The sequence below is a fragment of the Gluconobacter japonicus genome (assembly GCF_002723975.1).
GTDB classification, from domain to species: domain Bacteria; phylum Pseudomonadota; class Alphaproteobacteria; order Acetobacterales; family Acetobacteraceae; genus Gluconobacter; species Gluconobacter japonicus.
Genome location: NZ_BEWO01000015.1, coordinates 13,721 through 32,430, shown reverse-complemented (window position 1 = coordinate 32,430; position 18,710 = coordinate 13,721). Strand labels below are relative to the sequence as shown.

The following is an 18,710-nucleotide window of genomic DNA, read 5'->3' as shown; positions in this document are numbered from 1 at the left end:
AGAGTGCTCAACTTCCGACAGCAGGAGAAGTGGAGCGATCTTCCTGTGTCGTCACACCCAACTGCTTGAGTTTGCGGTGCAAGGCACTTCGTTCCATGCAGACAAAATTGGCTGTCCGACTAATATTGCCCCCGAAACGCATCAGCTGAACCTGAAGATACTGGGTCTCGAACAGATCGCGTGCTTCGCGGAGCGGAAGGCTCATGACGTCTGCCCCGGAATTCAGCCGTGTCATGGAAGGTGCCCCCTGACTGATGCTGGAGGGCAGCATATCAGCCCGAATGGGATCACTCCCCGAACCCGGCATCATGATCAGGAGACGTTCCATCAGGTTCCGCAATTCGCGAACATTGCCCGGCCATTCATAGGCCTGCAAGGCAGCCAGCGCATCTACGGACAGCTCACGGATTGGCAGTCCTGAAGACTGGGCACAGCGCTCAAGAAAGTGCTTGGCCAGACCCGGAATATCTTCCCGGCGCTCGCGTAGCGACGGAATACGCAGCGGTACGACAGCCAGACGGTAATACAGATCTTCCCGGAACCGATGCGCCATAATCTCAGACTGCAGATCCCGGTTGGTCGTCGCGATGACACGAACATCCACCTTGATGCGCGTATTCCCGCCAATCCGTTCAAATGTCTGATCCTGAAGGGCACGGACAATCTTGCCCTGCGTCTCCAGAGGCATGTCGGCCACTTCATCAAGGAGCAATGTCCCTCGATGGGAACGCTCCAGAACGCCCCGGCGCGCTGGTTGTCCATCGCTACCCTCAAGGCCGAAAAGTTCTTCCTCAAAGCGGTTCGGAGCCAGTGTGGCACAGTTCAGGGCAACGAACGGACCTTCCGCACGGCGGGACCGTGCATGGATCATGCGCGCGGCCACTTCCTTGCCAGAACCAGCCGGACCCGTAATCAGCACCCGGGAATTGGTGGGGGCTACACGCTCAATCTGAGCACGAACCGCCGAAATGGCCGCACCTTCGCCAGAAAGCGTCGTTTCCGGGCCGGCCCTCAGCTTCAGTTCTGCATTTTCTCGCTGAAGACGCGCAGCTTCGAGGGCACGCTGCACCACAACCAGCAGCCGGTCCGACTGAAACGGCTTCTCGATGAAGTCATAGGCCCCATGCTTGAGACTGGCCACAGCCGTTTCAATCGTCCCGTGGCCCGAAATCATGACTGCAGGCATTCCCGGCTCTTCGGCCCGCATGGTCTTGAGTAGTTCAAGACCATCCAGCTTTGAACCCTGCAACCAGATATCCAGAATAGCCAAAGACGGCCTGTTAGCCCTGAAAAGCTCCAGAGCCTGATCGGAGTTCGCGGCCGTACGGGTCGCGTATCCTTCGTCGTTCAGGATACCCTCGATCAGGAACCGGATGTCCGGCTCGTCATCGACGATCAGAATCTCATGTTCCATCTGTCACCCTCATGATCCGGCCTTCCTTCTCTCCCGCACTGTCCGGCTCCGCCAGAGGCAGAGACAGCGTGACGAGCGTCCCGTGCCGCCCATTGGACGGATCAGGGTCCCGATCGGTGAGTTGAAGCATCCCGGCATGGTCCTCCATGATCTTTTTGACAATCGCAAGACCGAGGCCCGTGCCCTTTGCCTTGTGTGTCACATAGGGCTCGGTCAGCCGGTGGCGTTCCCCCGCTGGCAGGCCGATCCCATTATCTTCTATCCCTAGCAGGACATGCCCGTCCCGAATGTGCAAGCCCACCACAATGTGACCAATTGGCTGCACCAGCCCCTCAGGACCATTTTCTCCCGGTTTTCCGCGGCCTGTCATGATAATGGCATCGGCAGCATTCTGTAGCAGATTTGTCAGCGCCTGCCCTATGAGTCGCCGATCACACCGCACAATCGGCCCGGAAGGCGGAAGATCAACCGTTTCAAACACAATGTTCGGATGGGCATTTCTCTGAAGAACGAGAGCTTCACGACAGATCCTTGAAAAATCCTCATTCTGCATGACAGGCTGCGGCATCCGCGCAAAAGCTGAGAACTCATCGACCATCCGGCCGATGTCGCCAACCTGCCGGACAATCGTATCCACAAGCTGGGTGTAAGTGTCCGGATCGCTCTGGATCTCCTTCAGGAACCGCCTTTTGAGCCGTTCTGCAGCAAGCTGGATCGGCGTTAAAGGGTTCTTGATTTCATGGGCGACGCGACGTGCGACATCGGCCCATGCGGCCTTACGCTGTGCGGACTGAAGGGCGGTAATATCGTCAAATGTGACAACATAGCCCGCAACATCCGTGCCACGCAGTTCTGCCACAACCCGGACCAGAAGTGTCCGGCCCGCTCCAGCACCGCCACCTTCACCCGGACCACCGGGACGCTGCGCCCCGTCCGTATCCACCTGAATTTCATCCGTGTGTACCCGATCAGGGGCTAGACGGGCCTTGTCGAGCAGAGCGGAGAACTCTGGAACACTCACAGAAAGCTTCGTGCCGATTGCAGGCTTCAGATCCCGTTGCAACACAACAGATGCCGCACGGTTTGGGAGTTCAATCACCTGCCCACGATCCAGACCAATCACACCCGCCGACACACCCGCCAGAACAGTTTCCGTAAAGCGGCGGCGCTCATTGATCTGATCGTAAGCCTGCATCAGTTCCGAACGCTGGCTCTCAAGCTGATCCGTCATCCGGTTGAAAGCACGGGACAGGCCCACAACCTCATCGTCCTTTTCCCGGCTGGATTTTGCGGGAACCGGCACGCGGACACCCAGGTCCCCCTGAGAAATCCGTGTCGCAGCAAGAATCAGAAGACCCAGCGGGTTGGCAATACGGTTCGCTAGAGCAAGACCGGTCAGCATACCAACCGCGAGAACCAGCAACCCCATCAAGCCGAAAATCACCACGACCGTGACCTGCGTCTTGCCGCGATTGGAGATCATGCGCTGGTAGTCCTGCACGAGTTCATTCGTGCGGCGCATATGCTCCAGAACTTCCGGATCGACAGGCCGGGTAATCACCAACATCAGGCCGGAATTTCCGCCCAGCGACACCACAGCACGGACAATCCGCTGATCCGGCCGATCGAGAATGGCGACGTCCCCGGCACGCGCCATCTCGACAACGGACTTCGGCGGAAGCGGTGGCCGGGCACTCATGTCCGTATTGCCCAGTAAGCCACCCACCCCCAGAACCTTGTTGGTCAACGGATCGAAAACTTCTGCGTCCGTCAGTCCACGCTCGTAGACTTCATCATCCAAAAGTTCCTGAAGACGGGCGGGATTATGGAAAAGATCTGTTCCATGCGTGAACAGTTCATCGTTCTGAATCAGGATGAGCGTGTTGGCGAGAGCGAAGGCTTCCGTCCGGATATTGTCGTTATGCTCCTGCAGATAACCAGCCGCGACAGACCGCGCTTCTGTCAGCGCATTACTGACACGATTGGAAAACCAGATTTCCACGCCATAGTGGAAAAACAGCGCCGCCACGGCTCCCACAACAATCGTTGGTGCAACTGCCACAATCCCGAACAGCGTGATGAGCCGCGCATGCAACCTCGCCCCAGCCAGCCCCAGCCGCCGCTCTGCCAGCATCCGCCCGATCTGCACCACGCCCGCTGCCGTGATGAGCATGAGCATGATGAAATCGAGCAGGAAAATGATCGCCTGCACCTGCGGGCGATGCGCTAGAGACATTCCCCCTGCAAGAACAACAAAGGTCGCAAACGCCAGAACCAGCGCCATCACGGTCAGGAGAACCACCCCGTTGGCGCTTGTCAGTCGTCTCAGCAAACGCCCCGGAGACAAAACACTCACTCGTCACTTCCCTTTGGAACCGTGATATCCAGTTCCCTGATCTTCTTGCGCAGGGTGTTGCGGTTCAGACCAAGCATGGCCGCTGCCCGAAGCTGATTACCGCTCGTGCGCCGAAGGACCATGGTGATGAGCGGCCGCTCGACTTCCCCAATCACGCTGGCATGCAGATCGCCTGCATCATTTTCAAGACCGGTTTCAAAATACTCGGTCAACGGACGCTCCAGAGCTCTGGCCAATCCCCGAGGGCGATCATTTCCAGCTCCGGGAAGTCGACAGACAGCACTGATCCGTTCTGGCCCGAGACGCTGGGATGGGTCGAATGCCGTCAGCCAACGATGCAATCCGGCCTGAAAACCACCTTGCCGCAACAACAGGGTCAGGTCATGCCGACTGGCAGCAATAATTCTGACATCCGCTTCCAGACGTTCGATTTCCTCAACAAACCGAGCCTGCAAAGCCGGGTCGAGACAATCGATCTCATCCACAAGCAGAGTGCCGCCCTGGGCTTGCGCAAACCATCCCGATTCACGCCCCCCGAACAGGGCTTCTTCCCGTAAAGCGCAGGGGGTGGCGGTCAACGCAGCGACAATGAAAGGCTTCCGGGCTCTACGGCTGTGGCTATGCAGACGGCGCGCCACATCCTGCCGATCCAGCCGAGAGGCCCCATAAAGAAAAACTGGCCGACAGGCGTCATCCGCCAGAAGGGGTTCAACCTGCGTCATCATGCCTGACGATCAGGGCAACGATCAGACAAGAGATGCCTCACGATCTCAGGCTGCCTCACTGCATCCATCACGCGGCATACTCCCCGCAGGACCATTCTCTCGATCCCTTACGACACCAGCCTCAATGTGCCGATCATAGAACTCTTCCATCATCCCGATCGCTTCCGGCGCGTTATCCACGCGATTAATGGCAGACCGGAATGTCGCAGAGCCCGGAAGCCCGGCGGAATACCAGGACACATGCTTGCGAGCGAGCCGCAGACCGGGACGTTCCCCGAAGTGATCGAGCATCATCCGGTAGTGACGCAGAGCAATGGATTTTTCCGTCGCCAGATCCGGATCAGGAACATCCTGCCCCGTTTTCAGGGACTGAGCGACCTGAGCCGTGAACCACGGCCGCCCATAACACCCGCGCCCGATCATCACGCCATCCGCCCCGGACTGATGCAACGCTTCACGCGCATCGCGGATCGAATTGATGTCCCCATTCACGATCACCGGCAAACCGACAGCGTCTTTCACGGTCTTCACATAACGCCAGTCGGCCGTCCCGTTGTAGAACATCTGACGTGTACGCCCATGTACCGTCACGAGCCTGATTCCACTCTCTTCCGCAATTTTCGCAAGCCGTGGCGCATTCAGGGAGTTGTGATCCCAGCCCATCCGCATTTTGAGCGTCACAGGAACATTGACCGCGCGTGCCGTCGCCTCAAGGATTCTTCCGGCCTGCACTTCATCACGCATCAGTGCCGAACCAGCCATCTGCCCGATCGCAACCTTCTTCACGGGGCAGCCGAAATTGATGTCGATGAGGTTAGCTCCTCCATCGACCGCAATCTTTGCAGCCTGCGCCATCGCTTCCGGATCACAGCCCGCAAGCTGTACGGCATTCGGGCCATTATCAGCAGGACGCGCCATACGCATGGTATTTTCGTTTTCCCGGATCATCGCCCAGGACGCGATCATCTCAGACACCACAAGCCCGGCGCCCAGGTCGCGCGCAAGCTGACGGAACGGCAGATCCGTCACGCCCGAAAGCGGAGCGAGGATCACCGGGTCTTCGATCACCACACCCTGGCCAAGATCAATCGGCGAAAGAACGCGGTTCGGGGGAACGGAAGGAGAGGAAGCTGTCATGACACTGCCAATTTACCGATGCGTCCACGCAAGCGCAAACGCTCCTTTACCACGAAACCGTCAATACCCTTAAAACGCTATGGCCTCACACCCCTTTCATACCCTGCAAGGCGGGGCCGGAGCCTTCCATGCCGCACATTACTGCCAGTGACGGAACCCGTATTTACTACGACGAGCAGGGGCACGGTCGGCCGCTCGTCCTCATTCACGGATGGACATTTTCCGGACGGTTCTTTCACCGCAACATAGAAGCCCTGTCAGAACATGCCCGTGTCATTACCATGGACCTGCGGGGTCATGGCCGTTCAGACAAACCGAAACATGGTTACCGTATCGCCCGTCTTGCGGCTGATCTGCGGGACCTCATCGGAGCATTGAATCTTCAGGACACCACGGTTCTGGGCTGGTCCATCGGATGCCCGATTATCTGGTCCTATCTGGAACTGTTCGGGCAGGACCGGCTCCGAAGCGCCATCTTCGTGCAGCAGACACCGAAACAGTACTATTCACCGACCTGGAAGCTCGGCCATGCCACCTGCTACGATCAGGCCGGGCTGGCATACCTTCAGCAGCAGGTTTTTCTTGATTCCAAGAATTTTGACCAGACCAATCTGGCAGACTGTCTGAGCCACGCAATCCCCCAGGATGAAAAAGCCTTCCTCCTGCGAGAAATGGCAGCAAGCCCCGATTACGCTCGTGCCGCCATGATGGCCGATCATACGACGCAGGACTGGCGGGATGTGTTGCCGCATTTGAGTCTGCGGTCCCTTATGATGGTCGCCGAGAAAGACAAGATTCTTCCTGCTGGCGGCCCTGCCTGGGTGGCAGATCACATGCCCAACTGTGAGGCCGTCTTCTTCAAGGACAGCGCCCATATGGTGTTCATTGACGAAACGGAGAAGTTCGACCGAACCGTCATCGAGTTCCTGAAAGGCTGATCCCATGTCCCTGCCTTTCCTGTTCGGAATGAACGAATTCACGACGCAGCCTTGGTCCTTCGAAGAAGACGTTGCGCACTACACAGCCGCCGGCGTTCAGGCCATCGAGATCTGTGAAGCGAAGCTGGATCCTGCGCGCATCCATGAACAGATGACACTCGCTGCCCGTAGCGGAATGGTCATCAGCGCCATCCAGCCGTCCGTGCGTACATTCTTTGAGAGCCGAATGGCTCCCAAACCCTCCGAGCCGGCCCAGAGGGTTGCACGCCTCAAGAAGAGCATTGAGACGCTCGCGCCCTATGCGCCGGGCACCGTCTTCGTCACCAACACGGGCGCACCACCAGACGGCAACATGCATCGGGTCATGGATGAAACTGTCCGATATCTGCGAGACCTCTGCCCTCTGGCAGCCGATCTTGGCGTTTCTCTATCGCTGGAGCCGTTGAATCCGACCTCTGTAAATATCGAAAGCGCTATCTGGACCATTGATCAGGCGATGGACATTATTGACGGTGTCGGTCATCCGGCCATGGGATTATGCCTCGATTACTGGAACATCTGGCAGCAGGAGGACGTCTGCTCCGCCATCTACCGTGCCGGAGACAAGATCAACGTCCTTCAGGTCAGTGATTGGCGCACACCTTTTTCCACTACGGACCGCCTGATCCCCGGTGACGGACTGATCCCGCTGCACGATCTGCTTCATGCCACGTGGGAGGCCGGTTTCCGCGGGGCCTGCACGGTCGAAATCTTCTCATCCGATGTACTACCAGACAGTCTCTACGATGGAGACCTCAATGATCTGATTGCAGCCTCTCGGGAGGGGCTGGAACAGGCATGGAAAAAAGGCTGATCTTAGCCTGTGGGGCCGATTTCCAGCCGATGCCTTGCAAGACCGGCTTCCGTGATCACGAACCGATTGTCATCACGCAACCGCACAAACCCCATGCGCTCAAGACGTTCCAGGCAGGGCTGGTCACGTAGCCCCGTTGGGCGTCCGGCATCCCCGCATAGTAGCAGGCGGTGCAGGGTCGAGCGGCAGCACGTTTCAAGATAGGGTTCTTCCCACATTGTTCCGCGTCTATCGCGTCCCCATGCTGCCGCCAACCCCTTTGCCATCACGTTCTGCCCGCCCCTGTGCACCACCCGGCAGTTTGCGGTAAGGAAAAGACCCATGATTGATCTTGGAAAACTGGCCACGCCCTTCCTGCATCGCTTTGACCCGGAAACGGCGCACGAGCTTGCCGTAAACTCCATGGCCCTCGGCCTCGGAGGGTCTGCCCCGAAAGACGTTCCGGCCCTCGCGACCCGCGCATTTGGTCTTCGCTTTCCGAACCCGATCGGTCTGGCAGCAGGCTTTGATAAAAATGCACGCGCCGTACGTCCATTGGCCAAGCTTGGATTCGGCCATGTGGAAGCCGGAACCGTGACACCACGTCCGCAGCCCGGTAATCCGCAGCCACGCCTGTTCCGCCTGCCGGAAGACGGAGCCATCATCAATCGCATGGGTTTCAATGGCTGCGGGATTGATCGGTTCTGCCGCAACCTCGCACGCCTGCACCGCCCGATGCCCAATGGTCGCACACGCGGTGCGACTGTGCCTCTGGGCGCGAATATCGGCATTAACAAGATCGGCGCAGAACCCCTGCGGGACTATCCGGAACTCGTCTCCCGCGTCAGTCCATATGTGGACTATGTGACGATGAACCTGTCGTCCCCCAACACACCGGGCCTGCGGGATCTTCAATCCGCCCAGATGCTCACGGATCTTCTGGCTGCGATCAACACCCGCAATCCAGATCGCCTGCCTCTTCTGGTCAAGCTTGCACCCGATATGGATGACAGTTCCTATGAGCCCATCCTTGAAGCGGCCATCGCGGGCGGAGCACAAGGGCTGATTCTTACAAACACAACTATCGCTCGACCCGCTGGACTTCACAGCTCTTACGCGACGGAAACAGGCGGCCTCTCCGGACGCCCGCTAGCCCCTCGCTCCCGGGAAGTTCTGAAAGTTGTTTCGCGTCTTAACAAAGGACGCATCGCCCTGATTTCCTGCGGCGGCATTGAAACAGGGGACGATATTCTCGACCGCATCTGTACAGGCGCCGATATGGTTCAAATCTATTCGTCCTTCGTGCTCCAAGGCCCCGGCATTCTGGCACGCTTGAAGACGGAGCTTCTGGAAGCCATGCGCCGCAAAGGCTTCGAGACAATTTCTGATGCACACAGCTCTTCCAGACCAATCTGATACAGCCCTTTCCTGACCGCCAATCATTTCTAGCGCCCCTGTTTTCTGTAACAGGGGCGTTTTCTGTTTTGTCGTCGAAAAACGCTGACAGATCAGAACGGATACACGCCCTTCCTGAACCTTGCCCCCTTCAGATCGTTGACATGACCATCCACACCAGGAGTGAAAGCGCCACATGAAAGAGCATAGACCCACAAGGCCCAGGAAAACCGGGCGAACCCGCCTGACCCGCAATGGTGCCTTCCTTGCCCTAACGCTCTTTTGTGGCACGCCTCTTCTGCCTTCTGCCACCCAGGCAGCGCCTCCTTCGGCAGCGCAGACCACACCACAGAAAATTCCGGCTGACACGAATGGTGGCCTTGGATGGAGTGCTGTTTCAGACACGATCAATCGGCAGCTTGAAGACAGTTCTGCAACTCTCAAACAGATCTTCGCCACACTCAACCGCGCCGACGCCAATATTGGCAGCAGTGAACTGGACGATCTGTCAGCCCGAACCCAGCGGGTTCAACAGAATACACAGGACGCCCTGAACCAGATTCAGTCCTACGACGACATAACGGATTCCTACCTCAAGATTCTTGGCCCCAAGGCGGCGGACAACGAAGACAGTTCCGTCACCGCCCAGCGTACGCGCCTTCAGCAGAATTCGCAGGCGGTCAAATCAGCATTGATGCGCGCCAAACTCTATAACCTGCAGGCTCAGCAACTGAATTCCGCTGTGGCCACACGGCGTACCCGCCTGCAACAGGCAGCCCTGTCAGAACGCACCGTTTCTCCGGCAGCACCAAAATTCTGGCACGCGCTTCTGACCGAACGCCCTGAAAACCGCTCATCCCTCCATCCCGGTGGCGTTCTGGCAGACTGGATGATGCTCCTCATCGGCGGCATCGGAAGTCTGGTTCTGATCGGGGTCATCTCGCCTTTTACGCTGAAAGCCCTTTCCCGTGCCGGAGCAAGATTCCGCACGTCCGCCGAAAACGGTGTGAAAGACGCACTGGCCAGCAGTATTCTTGCCATTACCCTCAACGGTATTCTCTGCGCGGTCTTCAGCGGGATTGTCTGGCTCATCTGGAGTGCAGCGGCCCTTGATACGGAAGGCGGTCCAATTGCCCTGACACTTGGGGAGAGCCTTCCTGTCTGCGGCTTTATCATCGGCGCTGGCCTTCCTGTCTTTGGCCGCAAGGGTGTTCTGGCAGAAGGAAACCCCGGAGAACGGAAAGCGCTTCGGGGCGTGGACTGGATGCTGGCACTCAGTATTCTGTCTCTGAACCTGCTTCGGGCTTTTCAGGCGCAGGACGTTTTCGGCCCGACCCTTCAGACGCTGCTGGAAATTGTTTTCTCCCTAGGGGTTGGTCTGTGCGCGATTGATGTTTTCAGACGCCTGGGCAATCAGGACGATACGAAAACATTCGCCCCCACCGCGCTTGGACTATCGTCTCTGGTCTTCGGTATCTCGTTGGTCGCTATTCTGCTGGGATATGTATCTTTTGCCTTCTCCCTGAACGGCTGGCTGCTCTCAATCGGTACGGGTCTGGCCGTCGTCGTTCTGCTTGGCCTGTGCTGGCGAAGCGTGCTGGATCATGTTTTTGAGTCGGAAGGGCGCTTCAGTGTTCGCCTTCATGCGCTTGGCCTTTCATCCCGGCGCCTGACCCAGATTAGTGTCATTTTATCCGGACTGGGCAACGTCCTGCTGCTTCTGCTGCTTTTCTCGATTGCACAGACCGATGGCAGCTTCAGCATGGGCGATATCGGAAACCGGCTGAAGCTTCTGTTCGTCGGTAACACGATCCATGGCGTTAAAATCTCGCTCGACACCGTTGTTCTCTGTGTCGGCCTGGTGATTGTCGCTTACTATCTGATCCGCCAGACAAAGCACTGGATCCGGGATCGCTTTCTGCCAACAACGCAGTTGGATATTGGCGCGACCACATCCATTCTCAGCATCTTCACCTACTGCTCCTGGATCCTCGTCGGCCTCGGCATTCTTTCGATTGCCGGCCTGTCCGTCCAGAATCTGACATGGGTGGTGAGCGCTCTGTCTGTCGGTATCGGTTTTGGTCTTCAGTCTATCGTCCAGAACTTCGTATCCGGCATGATCCTGATGGCAGAGCGCCCTGTTCGCGTTGGAGATCTGGTCGAGATTGCTGGTGCCAAGGGAGACGTTAAACGCATCAGCATCCGTGCAACCGATATCAGTCTGGGCGATGGCTCCACGCTTATCGTACCAAACTCCCAGTTCATCACCTCCAGCGTAAAGAACTGCACCACTTCTGGTTCAACAAGCGTACTGACACTGAACTTCAAGGTGCCCAGCACGGCCGATCTGGATAAGGTGAAGTCCCTGCTGATCGAGGTCGCGGCACAGCGTCCCGAAGTGCTGTCAAATCCGGCTCCGTCCGTAAAGGTCAGCGCCTTGTCCAACTTCAACCTGACGATGAGCCTGAGTGTCCGCATCATGTCTGCACGCGATGGCGGTGGCGTTCAGGATGCCATCCTGTTTGATGTTTTCCGCCGTTTTGGCGCAGAGAATATCACGCTCACAACAGCCTGAGGCGGTTCAATACCCTGCCGGAAAATCTCGCTTTTCCGGCAGCCATCCATTACCGTCTTTCTGTCTGCACTGTCGGGACACGGACCATGACTCCGCCGTCACATCTTTCCGGGCATTCTTCCACAGGGCAGGTCTTCCACCTGCCTTTACGCTCACGACTGCTGAATGTCCCGGAAGCTGCCGTTTATCTTGGATTGTCCCTGCGCCGCCTCAAAACTCTCGCCATTCTGGGAGCAGGCCCAGAACGGACACATACGCCGGATGGACGTCCCGCTTACAGACGGGAAGATCTGGAGACATATCTTTCCGTCCTTTATGAAAAAGCAGATATTTCAGGGACTGAAAAAGTGCGCCGCCGCGCGGAACGCGCCAACCAGCGCAACGCCGTTCTGGAGCACCTGCAAACGGACCGACGGGCAGATCTGCCCTCACCTGATCCCTTCATGATGATGGCCACGGCCGGGGAAATGTCTCACCATATGATCTTCTTCGTTCTGAAGGTCATGATCATTTTTGGTTTCATTCTGCTGTGTATTTCACCCACGCCACTTCTACGGACACACTTCAACTGAAATTTTAAGCACCGTTAGAGCACATAACCAGGCTCTAACGGTGCTTTCTCTCTTCCCTAGAACCCGCAGAGAACGGCTTTTCCAATCCCTTTGCCGCTCTCCATAAGCTCATGGGCCTTACGCAGGTTTTCCAGCGTGATCGGTCCGATCACCTGCTTCAAGGTCGTCCGCAAAAGGCCGGCATCCACCAAAGATGCCACCTGCCCCAGAATACGACCCTGTACCGCCATATCGGGCGTATCAAAAACAGGCCGCGCGAACATGTATTCCCAATGAACAGACAGGGATTTGCGCTTGAACGGCATAATGTCGAACTCGCCCGGATCATCAATCATGGCCAGCGCGCCCTGTGGAGCCAGTGCTCGAACAATGGCCTCCTTGTGCTGACCTGTCGCTGTCAGACCAGCAACATACCGTACATGCGGGATGCCAATACGGGCCAGTTCCTGATCCAGAGGCCGCCGATGATCGATCACATGATGCGCGCCCATGGCCTTGCACCACTCGACCGTCTCCGGCCGGGAAGCCGTCGCAATGACTTCAAGCCCCGTAAGACGACGGGCAATCTGCGTCAGAATAGACCCAACACCGCCCGCTCCGCCAACGATCAAGAGTGCGTCGGGACTTTCCATTTCACCTGCCCGCAATCCCAGCCGGTCAAACAACAGTTCCCAGGCCGTCAGAGCTGTCAACGGCAGAGCCGCCGCTTCCTCATCGGTCAGACTTTCAGGAGCACGCGCAATCAAACGCTCATCAACGGCCTGAAACCGCGCATTACTGCCCTGACGCAGACTACTTCCTGCATAGAACACCCGATCTCCGGCTCGAAAGCCCCGAACCTGCCCCCCTGTCGCAACGACGGTTCCAACAGCGTCATACCCTAGAACGCGGCTTTCTCCGTTCGGAGGAGCGACAGAGCGCAGCTTCGTATCAACCGGGTTAACGGAAACAGCCGAAATCTCAACGATGACGTCTCTAGGGGCCGGCTCAGGAGTAGGAATATCCAGTTCCACCAATGCATCTGCCTCGTCGAGGCGGGTGGCACGTTTATGTCCAAAGGCTTTCATGGGGAACTCCGCAAACGTCTCAGGAATGACGATCCATCAGCATATTGGTGACCGCAGATTTGAAGGGCAGCAGGCGGTTGGCCACAGCCAGCCCGAGCTTTCGAGCGGCAAGAAATGGCGCTTCGTCACGCGTATAAACTGTGGCAATCGCATTCGTGGCTGCAAAAAGGGGCGCCGTCGCCAGACGATGCGTCCGGGCAAACTTTGCCAGCACCGATGGTGTCCCTGCATCACCCGGCCCGTCATGAATAGCCCGAGCCAGCGTTTCCTGCCCCTTAAGCCCAAGATTGAACCCATGAGCGGTAATCGGATGCATCCCGACCGCAGCATCCCCGATCAACGCGAAGCGTGACGCATGAAAACGATGGGCATACACAGCCTTCAGCGGATAGGAACAGCGCGGGCTTTCAAGCGTCATCGGCCCCATACGGCCGTGCGTACGCTCCGTGATCTCCGCGTTGAATGCTTCCGGTTCAAGGGCCTTGAGCCGAGCAATGTCTTCATCAGGCAACGTCAGCACCAGAGAGGACGAAGCTCCTTCCCGCCCATCAGGCGCGATTGGCAGCAAAGCAATGGTCTGGCCTTCATCGAACCACTGAAGCGCCGTGTGGGCATGAGGCTCGGGATGATGCATGCGGCAGACCAGAATGCTCCGACCAAAATCATGAACAATCGCGCCAATTCCCGCAGCGTCCCGCAGTTTCGAGAAGCGACCATCAGCAGCGACCAGAAGGTCCGCGTCCAGCTTTGTACCATCTGTCAGGGTTACGCTCGCGGAGCGCGCATCATGCCGTGCCGTTTCAATCCCCTCGCCCGCACAAATTTCAACCCCAGGCGTGCGAGCGGCCACGCGATACAGCGCACGGCGGATCAGATGATTGGCAACCAGATGGCCCAGCGCATCAGGTCCCTCAGCCGGTGCATCGAACAGAAGCGGAGGACTCCCCACAGCCCCGGTTTCGATGCGGGCCGTATGCATCGGGCAAATGGACTCTGCCGGGATCTCGGCCCAGGCCCCAGTGTCCTTCAGCCAGTTGGACGCATGATGTGTCAGGGCAATTTCACGACCGTCGAAGGGGGGATCAGCAAGAACCGAGAGCGGAGACCGTTCAACAACGCACACTTTCCGCCCATCCCGAGCCAGAGAAATGGCGCAGGCCAGACCCACCGGGCCACCGCCCGCTACGATCACATCATACGTCATGCGTTTCAGCCCGCGTCTGCGCCAAATGTAACCGGCTCACCTTTCCAGATGGCCATGTAGTCATCAACATCGGCCCGCTTGCGACCCTCGACTGGCTTTTCCGGTGTCCCTACAAAGAGGAAGCCAGCCAGACGATGAGGCTCCTTCAGACCCAGCGTTTCCAGCAGGGCACGGTCTTCCGAGAAAGCACCCGTCACCCAGATGCCACCAAAGCCTTCCGCATGAAGCGCGTTCAGAACATTCATGGCTCCGGCGGCCACAGACATTTCCTGTTCGATGACCGGGATCTTGCCGTCCGGCTCAATATGCATGCCCAGAGCAATGATCATGGGCATGCTGGAAAAGCGGTCCCGGCGCTTGGCCTTCTTGGCGGCAGGAGCATCCGGCTCCTGACGGTCCATGGCTTCAAGCACCACCTGAGCGAATGCCTCACGGTGCTTTCCTTTGATAACCGTGTAACGCCAAGGGCGCATACGGCCATGATCCGGCGCTCGCAGCGCTGCGGACAGGATATCGCGAAGCTGATCTCCCTTGGGGGGCGGCTCCACGAGATTATCCGTCGAGGCGCGGGAGAGAAGGAATTCGAGGGATGCATGATGATGTGCCATAGGTTCAGATATGGCGCGATCGACCGCATCCGCCAAGAGGCTTGCAGAGTCTTGCCCAAACTCTTGAAGAGAGGTGACAGAAACCCTGTTCTGCGGCACTCTATGAGCCTTCTTTTCCATCACTCATTTCAGGGACAGCGTGGAAATAACCCTCACGCTGGTGTAGCAGAACCACCATGACCGAAACCCGTCACGCCCGTCTGCACCGCGCGACAAGCGAAACCGACATCACTCTGGCCCTGTCTCTCGACGGCCAGGGACGCTCCACCGTGGACAGCGGCATCGGCTTTTTCGACCATATGCTGACGGCGCTTGCCAAGCATGGCGGCTTTGATCTTGAGCTGGTGGCCAAGGGTGATCTGCATATCGACGGGCATCACACGGTTGAAGACGTGGGGATCGTTTTCGGTCAGGCGTTCCGTCAGGCCATTGGTGACAAGCGTGGCATCGAGCGCTTCGGTCATGCGCTGGTTCCGCTCGATGAAGCCCTGTGTGAAGCCGTAGTGGATATTTCCGGCCGCCCCTATCTGGCCTGGAACGTCACGTTCCCGCGTGAAAAGATCGGCACGATGGATACGGAACTGTTCGAAGAGTTCTTCCGTGCTTTCGCCATGTCCGCCCATATCGCCCTGCACCTGACATGCAAGGCTGGCACCAATGCCCACCACATCGCGGAGAGCGGCTTCAAGGCCGTAGCCCGTGCCCTGCGCGTCGCTGTTTCGATGGACCCGCGGGCGGCAGGGGCCATCCCGTCCACCAAGGGCGTCCTGTGAAGCTATTCACACCTTGCGTTGACCCGAATTCATCCCGACCGCTCGGCCTGCCCGTCATGGTGCAGGGCGGGTTTTCGTGGCGCGTTCTTTTTTTCGGGTGGCTGGGCCTCCTGACTTACGGCACCTGGATTTCCGCCATGATGGCAGCGGCTGCTTCAATCCTGCTCCATCTTCTGGTGACTGCTCGATGGGAAATGGCTCTCATCGTCAGCCTGCATGCCGCTCTGGCCGCTTTCACGTCCGATATCCGTCTGTGGGAAATGCGTCTTAACGGGCGCAAGATCGGTGCGCCGATTGCTGCCCCCAGCAAGGATATCGCGCTGCTCCGCTGGGCGGATCGGCAGCCTTCTCCCGTTTCACCCCCGGAGTTCCCATGCGCGTCGTCGTAATTGACTATAATGGTGGCAATCTTGCCTCGGCCGCTCAGGCCGCACGCAAGGCCGCCACCCTTCGTGGCATCGACGCCGACGTCACCATCACCCGCGATGCCGATGCGATCCTGAATGCCGATCGTCTTATCCTTCCGGGTCAGGGTGCTTTCGCGGATTGCGCCGAAGGACTGGGCACCGACCTTCGCAATACGCTGGAAACAGCAACCGCCAACGGCACACCCTTTCTCGGCATCTGCGTCGGCATGCAACTCATGAGCGCGTATGGTCTGGAGCATGGTCGCACCGAAGGTCTGGGCTGGATTTCCGGTAATATCCGCCGCATGGACGAAGCCGCAGATGCCGGTCTGCGCCTGCCCCATATGGGCTGGAACACTCTGGACTTCACGCCCGGCGCGCATCTGCTGACAGAAGGGCTGGAACTCGGCGTGCATGGCTATTTCGTCCATTCTTTTGCCCTACATGACGGCAACCCTGACGAACTGGTCGCAACCGCACAGTATGGTTCTTCGGTCCCAGCTATCGTCGCTCGCGGCAACCGCTGTGGGACGCAGTTTCATGTTGAAAAAAGTCAGGCTGTCGGCCTCACCATCATGGGCAACTTCCTGCGGTGGACATCATGACCATCGTTTGTGAACGCGTTGTCTCGTCCCTGTCGCCTGATGATATGGAAGCCCTGTGTGAAGCCGTAACGGCAGCTATTCTCGATGGCGGTGGCTTTGGGTGGCTGCAACCACCCGGCTCTCAGGCACTGGAACGCTACTTCGAAGGCATGCTCCTCGTTCCGGAACGCAGTCTTTATGTTGTTCGTGACAAGGGCATGATCTGTGGCGCGGGCCAGTTGGCTCGACCACCCTCCAGTTATGAAGCCCATGCCGCCACCGTCAATCTGACAGGATTTTTCGTAGCTCCCTACGCGCGTGGTCGCGGCCTTGGTCGCGCGCTGGCCAACGCCATGATCCAGGGTGCAAAAGCCATGGGCTGCAAGGTTATTAACTGCGACGTGCGTGAGACGCATGACGCTGCTATCGGGCTGTTCCGGTCGCTCGACTTCGAGCACTGGGGAACCCACCCCTATTATGCACGGATCGGAGGCCAGACGGTGCGCGGACTTTTCTTCTCCAAACTTCTCGCCGGTGAACATGAAGCTGCGCGCTGGCAGTCCAGCATTGCCGCGCCAGACGCCGGCGGCGCACCTGCACCGTCCGAAGCGCCCGCAAAAGCCACACACGGCCTGACGCTTTATCCCGCCATTGATCTAAAAGACGGCGCCTGCGTCCGTCTGCGTCGTGGCGAGATGGAAGATGCCACGCATTATTCTGATGATCCGGCCGCACAGGCACGCCTGTTTGAAGAAGCGGGCTGTCGTCACGTTCACGTTGTGGATCTGAACGGTGCTTTCGCTGGAAAATCCACGAATATTCCCGCTATTGAATCCATCGTGAAAGCCACGAGCCTACCCGTGCAGCTTGGTGGTGGCATCCGGGATATGGCTGCGATCGAACGCTGGCTGGAAGCTGGCGTGTCTCGCATCATTCTCGGGTCCGTCGCCGTCAAGGACCCGGAACTGGTTCGCCAGGCAGCGCGTGCATTCCCCGGACAGATTGTCGCCGGCATTGATGCCCGTCAGGGCCGTGTCGCGACGGAAGGTTGGGCGGAAGTGTCCGAGCTTGAAGCCAATGATCTGGCTCTCCGCATGGAAGACGCAGGCGTTGCTGCCATCATTTTCACGGAAATCACGCGTGACGGCATGCTGGCCGGTCTGGATCTGGAACAGACAGCCGATATGGCCCGCCGCCTCTCCATTCCCGTGATTGCGAGTGGTGGTGTTGGCACGCTGGATCACCTGAAGGATTTGCGTGAAATCGCTCGCACGGTTCCTGGCATTTCGGGGGCTATCGTCGGCCGTGCGCTTTATGATGGCCGCATTGCCCTTAAAGACGCCTTGGAAGTTCTCGGTTCATGCTGAAACTCCGCGTCATTCCCTGCCTGGACGTCAAGGACGGCCGCGTCGTCAAAGGGGTAAACTTCGTATCCCTTCGTGATGCAGGCGATCCGGTTGAACAGGCAAAACTCTATGACGCCGCTGGTGCCGACGAGCTGACGTTTCTGGACATCACGGCCAGCGTCGAGAACCGAGATACCATTCTCGATGTCGTTCGCCGGACGGCTGAAGCCATCTGCCTTCCTTTGACGGTGGGCGGGGGCGTTCGCACCTGTGAAGACATGCGGCGCCTGCTTTTGGCTGGTGCTGACAAATGCGCCGTAAATTCTGCGGCGATTACGCGTCCGGAACTGATCCGCGAGGCCTCGCAGCGCTTTGGTAGCCAATGCGTAGTCGTCGCCATTGACGCGCGCTCGAATGGTCGCGGCGGCTGGGAAGTCTATGCCAAGGGCGGCCGCGAACCTACCGGACTGGATGCGGTGGAATGGGCCAAGAAAATGCAGGATCTGGGTGCGGGCGAAATCCTGCTTACCAGCATGGACCGTGACGGTACGAAGTCCGGTTTCGATCTGGATCTGCTCAAAGCGGTCTGTGGTACAGTGACCATCCCTGTTGTTGCATCAGGCGGCGTTGGCGAACTCCATCACTTTGTTGAAGGCGCACAGGTTGGCGCAAGCGGTCTGCTGGCTGCCAGCGTTTTCCATTTTGGACAGTTCCGCGTTGGGGACGTCAAACAGGCACTGAATGAGGCCGGCCTTCCGGTCAGACTTGGAGAATAAG

The 18,710-nt window shown here is 58.2% G+C and carries 18 protein-coding genes; 10 read left to right on the top strand and 8 right to left on the bottom strand.

Annotation, left to right across the window (positions count from 1 at the left end; genetic code table 11):
• Nucleotides 1-7: 7 nt before the first annotated feature.
• From ntrX to dusB, 4 genes are read right to left on the bottom strand one after another with little or no spacing between them, the layout of a single operon-like run.
• Complete coding sequence (gene ntrX, locus GJA01_RS10675) at nt 8-1,414, bottom strand: nitrogen assimilation response regulator NtrX (protein WP_010502315.1); 1,407 nt, start codon at nt 1,412-1,414, stop codon at nt 8-10.
• Nucleotides 1,404-3,770 carry a sensor histidine kinase NtrY-like gene (locus tag GJA01_RS10670; protein ID WP_062503192.1) on the bottom strand — a complete coding sequence of 789 codons (2,367 nt, stop codon included), beginning with the start codon at nt 3,768-3,770 and terminating at the stop codon, nt 1,404-1,406. The genes ntrX and GJA01_RS10670 overlap by 11 nt, the downstream gene beginning before the upstream one ends.
• Nucleotides 3,767-4,495: a sigma 54-interacting transcriptional regulator gene (locus GJA01_RS10665; protein WP_062503190.1), complete on the bottom strand. Its 729-nt coding sequence runs from the start codon at nt 4,493-4,495 to the stop codon at nt 3,767-3,769. The genes GJA01_RS10670 and GJA01_RS10665 overlap by 4 nt, the downstream gene beginning before the upstream one ends.
• A 45-nt stretch (nt 4,496-4,540) precedes the next feature.
• Nucleotides 4,541-5,632 (bottom strand): tRNA dihydrouridine synthase DusB, encoded by a 1,092-nt coding sequence (dusB, locus tag GJA01_RS10660; RefSeq protein WP_010502322.1) that lies wholly within the window; start codon nt 5,630-5,632, stop codon nt 4,541-4,543.
• Between the two features lie 128 nt (nt 5,633-5,760).
• On the opposite strand from dusB, the gene GJA01_RS10655 reads away from it, so the two are divergent.
• Together GJA01_RS10655 and GJA01_RS10650 are read left to right on the top strand one after the other, a co-directional pair.
• Nucleotides 5,761-6,570, top strand: coding sequence for an alpha/beta fold hydrolase (locus tag GJA01_RS10655; protein WP_062503188.1), 810 nt, complete (start codon nt 5,761-5,763; stop codon nt 6,568-6,570).
• A gap of 4 nt (nt 6,571-6,574) precedes the next feature.
• On the top strand, nt 6,575-7,423 hold the full coding sequence (locus tag GJA01_RS10650) for a sugar phosphate isomerase/epimerase family protein (RefSeq protein WP_062503186.1): 849 nt from the start codon (nt 6,575-6,577) through the stop codon (nt 7,421-7,423).
• 2 nt (nt 7,424-7,425) lie between these two features.
• Here GJA01_RS10650 and GJA01_RS10645 read toward each other — a convergent pair whose 3' ends face one another.
• The gene (locus GJA01_RS10645) at nt 7,426-7,641 is read right to left on the bottom strand and encodes a hypothetical protein (RefSeq protein WP_062503236.1); all 216 of its coding nucleotides are present in this window, start codon (nt 7,639-7,641) and stop codon (nt 7,426-7,428) included.
• Between the two features lie 103 nt (nt 7,642-7,744).
• Between GJA01_RS10645 and GJA01_RS10640 the strand changes: the two genes are divergently transcribed.
• The 3 genes from GJA01_RS10640 (at nt 7,745) to GJA01_RS10630 (ending at nt 11,944) form a co-directional block, all read left to right on the top strand.
• Nucleotides 7,745-8,818: a quinone-dependent dihydroorotate dehydrogenase gene (locus tag GJA01_RS10640; RefSeq protein ID WP_062503184.1), complete on the top strand. Its 1,074-nt coding sequence runs from the start codon at nt 7,745-7,747 to the stop codon at nt 8,816-8,818.
• A 175-nt stretch (nt 8,819-8,993) separates the two neighbouring features.
• Complete coding sequence (locus GJA01_RS10635; protein ID WP_172794453.1) at nt 8,994-11,372, top strand: DUF3772 domain-containing protein; 2,379 nt, start codon at nt 8,994-8,996, stop codon at nt 11,370-11,372.
• An 86-nt stretch (nt 11,373-11,458) separates the two neighbouring features.
• Nucleotides 11,459-11,944, top strand: coding sequence for a hypothetical protein (locus GJA01_RS10630; RefSeq protein WP_062503182.1), 486 nt, complete (start codon nt 11,459-11,461; stop codon nt 11,942-11,944).
• Nucleotides 11,945-12,000: 56 nt separating this feature from the next.
• On the opposite strand, the gene GJA01_RS10625 is transcribed toward GJA01_RS10630, so the two are convergent.
• The 3 genes from GJA01_RS10625 to GJA01_RS10615 are packed head-to-tail and all read right to left on the bottom strand — an operon-like array spanning nt 12,001 to nt 14,922.
• Nucleotides 12,001-13,011 carry a zinc-binding alcohol dehydrogenase family protein gene (locus GJA01_RS10625; RefSeq protein WP_062503180.1) on the bottom strand — a complete coding sequence of 337 codons (1,011 nt, stop codon included), beginning with the start codon at nt 13,009-13,011 and terminating at the stop codon, nt 12,001-12,003.
• 19 nt (nt 13,012-13,030) lie between these two features.
• A complete protein-coding gene (gene ubiM / locus GJA01_RS10620; RefSeq protein ID WP_062503178.1) occupies nt 13,031-14,215 on the bottom strand; it encodes a 5-demethoxyubiquinol-8 5-hydroxylase UbiM in 1,185 nt (394 codons plus the stop codon).
• A gap of 5 nt (nt 14,216-14,220) precedes the next feature.
• A complete protein-coding gene (locus GJA01_RS10615) occupies nt 14,221-14,922 on the bottom strand; it encodes a nitroreductase family protein (RefSeq protein ID WP_062503232.1) in 702 nt (233 codons plus the stop codon).
• Between the two features lie 77 nt (nt 14,923-14,999).
• On the opposite strand from GJA01_RS10615, the gene hisB reads away from it, so the two are divergent.
• The 5 genes from hisB to hisF are packed head-to-tail and all read left to right on the top strand — an operon-like array spanning nt 15,000 to nt 18,709.
• Nucleotides 15,000-15,596, top strand: coding sequence for an imidazoleglycerol-phosphate dehydratase HisB (gene hisB, locus GJA01_RS10610; protein ID WP_007284035.1), 597 nt, complete (start codon nt 15,000-15,002; stop codon nt 15,594-15,596).
• Nucleotides 15,593-15,985, top strand: coding sequence for a hypothetical protein (locus tag GJA01_RS10605; protein ID WP_062503176.1), 393 nt, complete (start codon nt 15,593-15,595; stop codon nt 15,983-15,985). The genes hisB and GJA01_RS10605 overlap by 4 nt, the downstream gene beginning before the upstream one ends.
• The gene (gene hisH / locus GJA01_RS10600; RefSeq protein ID WP_062503174.1) at nt 15,970-16,608 is read left to right on the top strand and encodes an imidazole glycerol phosphate synthase subunit HisH; all 639 of its coding nucleotides are present in this window, start codon (nt 15,970-15,972) and stop codon (nt 16,606-16,608) included. The genes GJA01_RS10605 and hisH overlap by 16 nt, the downstream gene beginning before the upstream one ends.
• The gene (gene hisA / locus GJA01_RS10595) at nt 16,605-17,954 is read left to right on the top strand and encodes a 1-(5-phosphoribosyl)-5-[(5-phosphoribosylamino)methylideneamino]imidazole-4-carboxamide isomerase (RefSeq protein WP_062503230.1); all 1,350 of its coding nucleotides are present in this window, start codon (nt 16,605-16,607) and stop codon (nt 17,952-17,954) included. The genes hisH and hisA overlap by 4 nt, the downstream gene beginning before the upstream one ends.
• Complete coding sequence (gene hisF / locus GJA01_RS10590; protein ID WP_061932192.1) at nt 17,948-18,709, top strand: imidazole glycerol phosphate synthase subunit HisF; 762 nt, start codon at nt 17,948-17,950, stop codon at nt 18,707-18,709. Before hisA ends, hisF begins: the two co-directional genes overlap by 7 nt.
• The last annotated feature ends 1 nt before the right edge of the window (nt 18,710 follow it).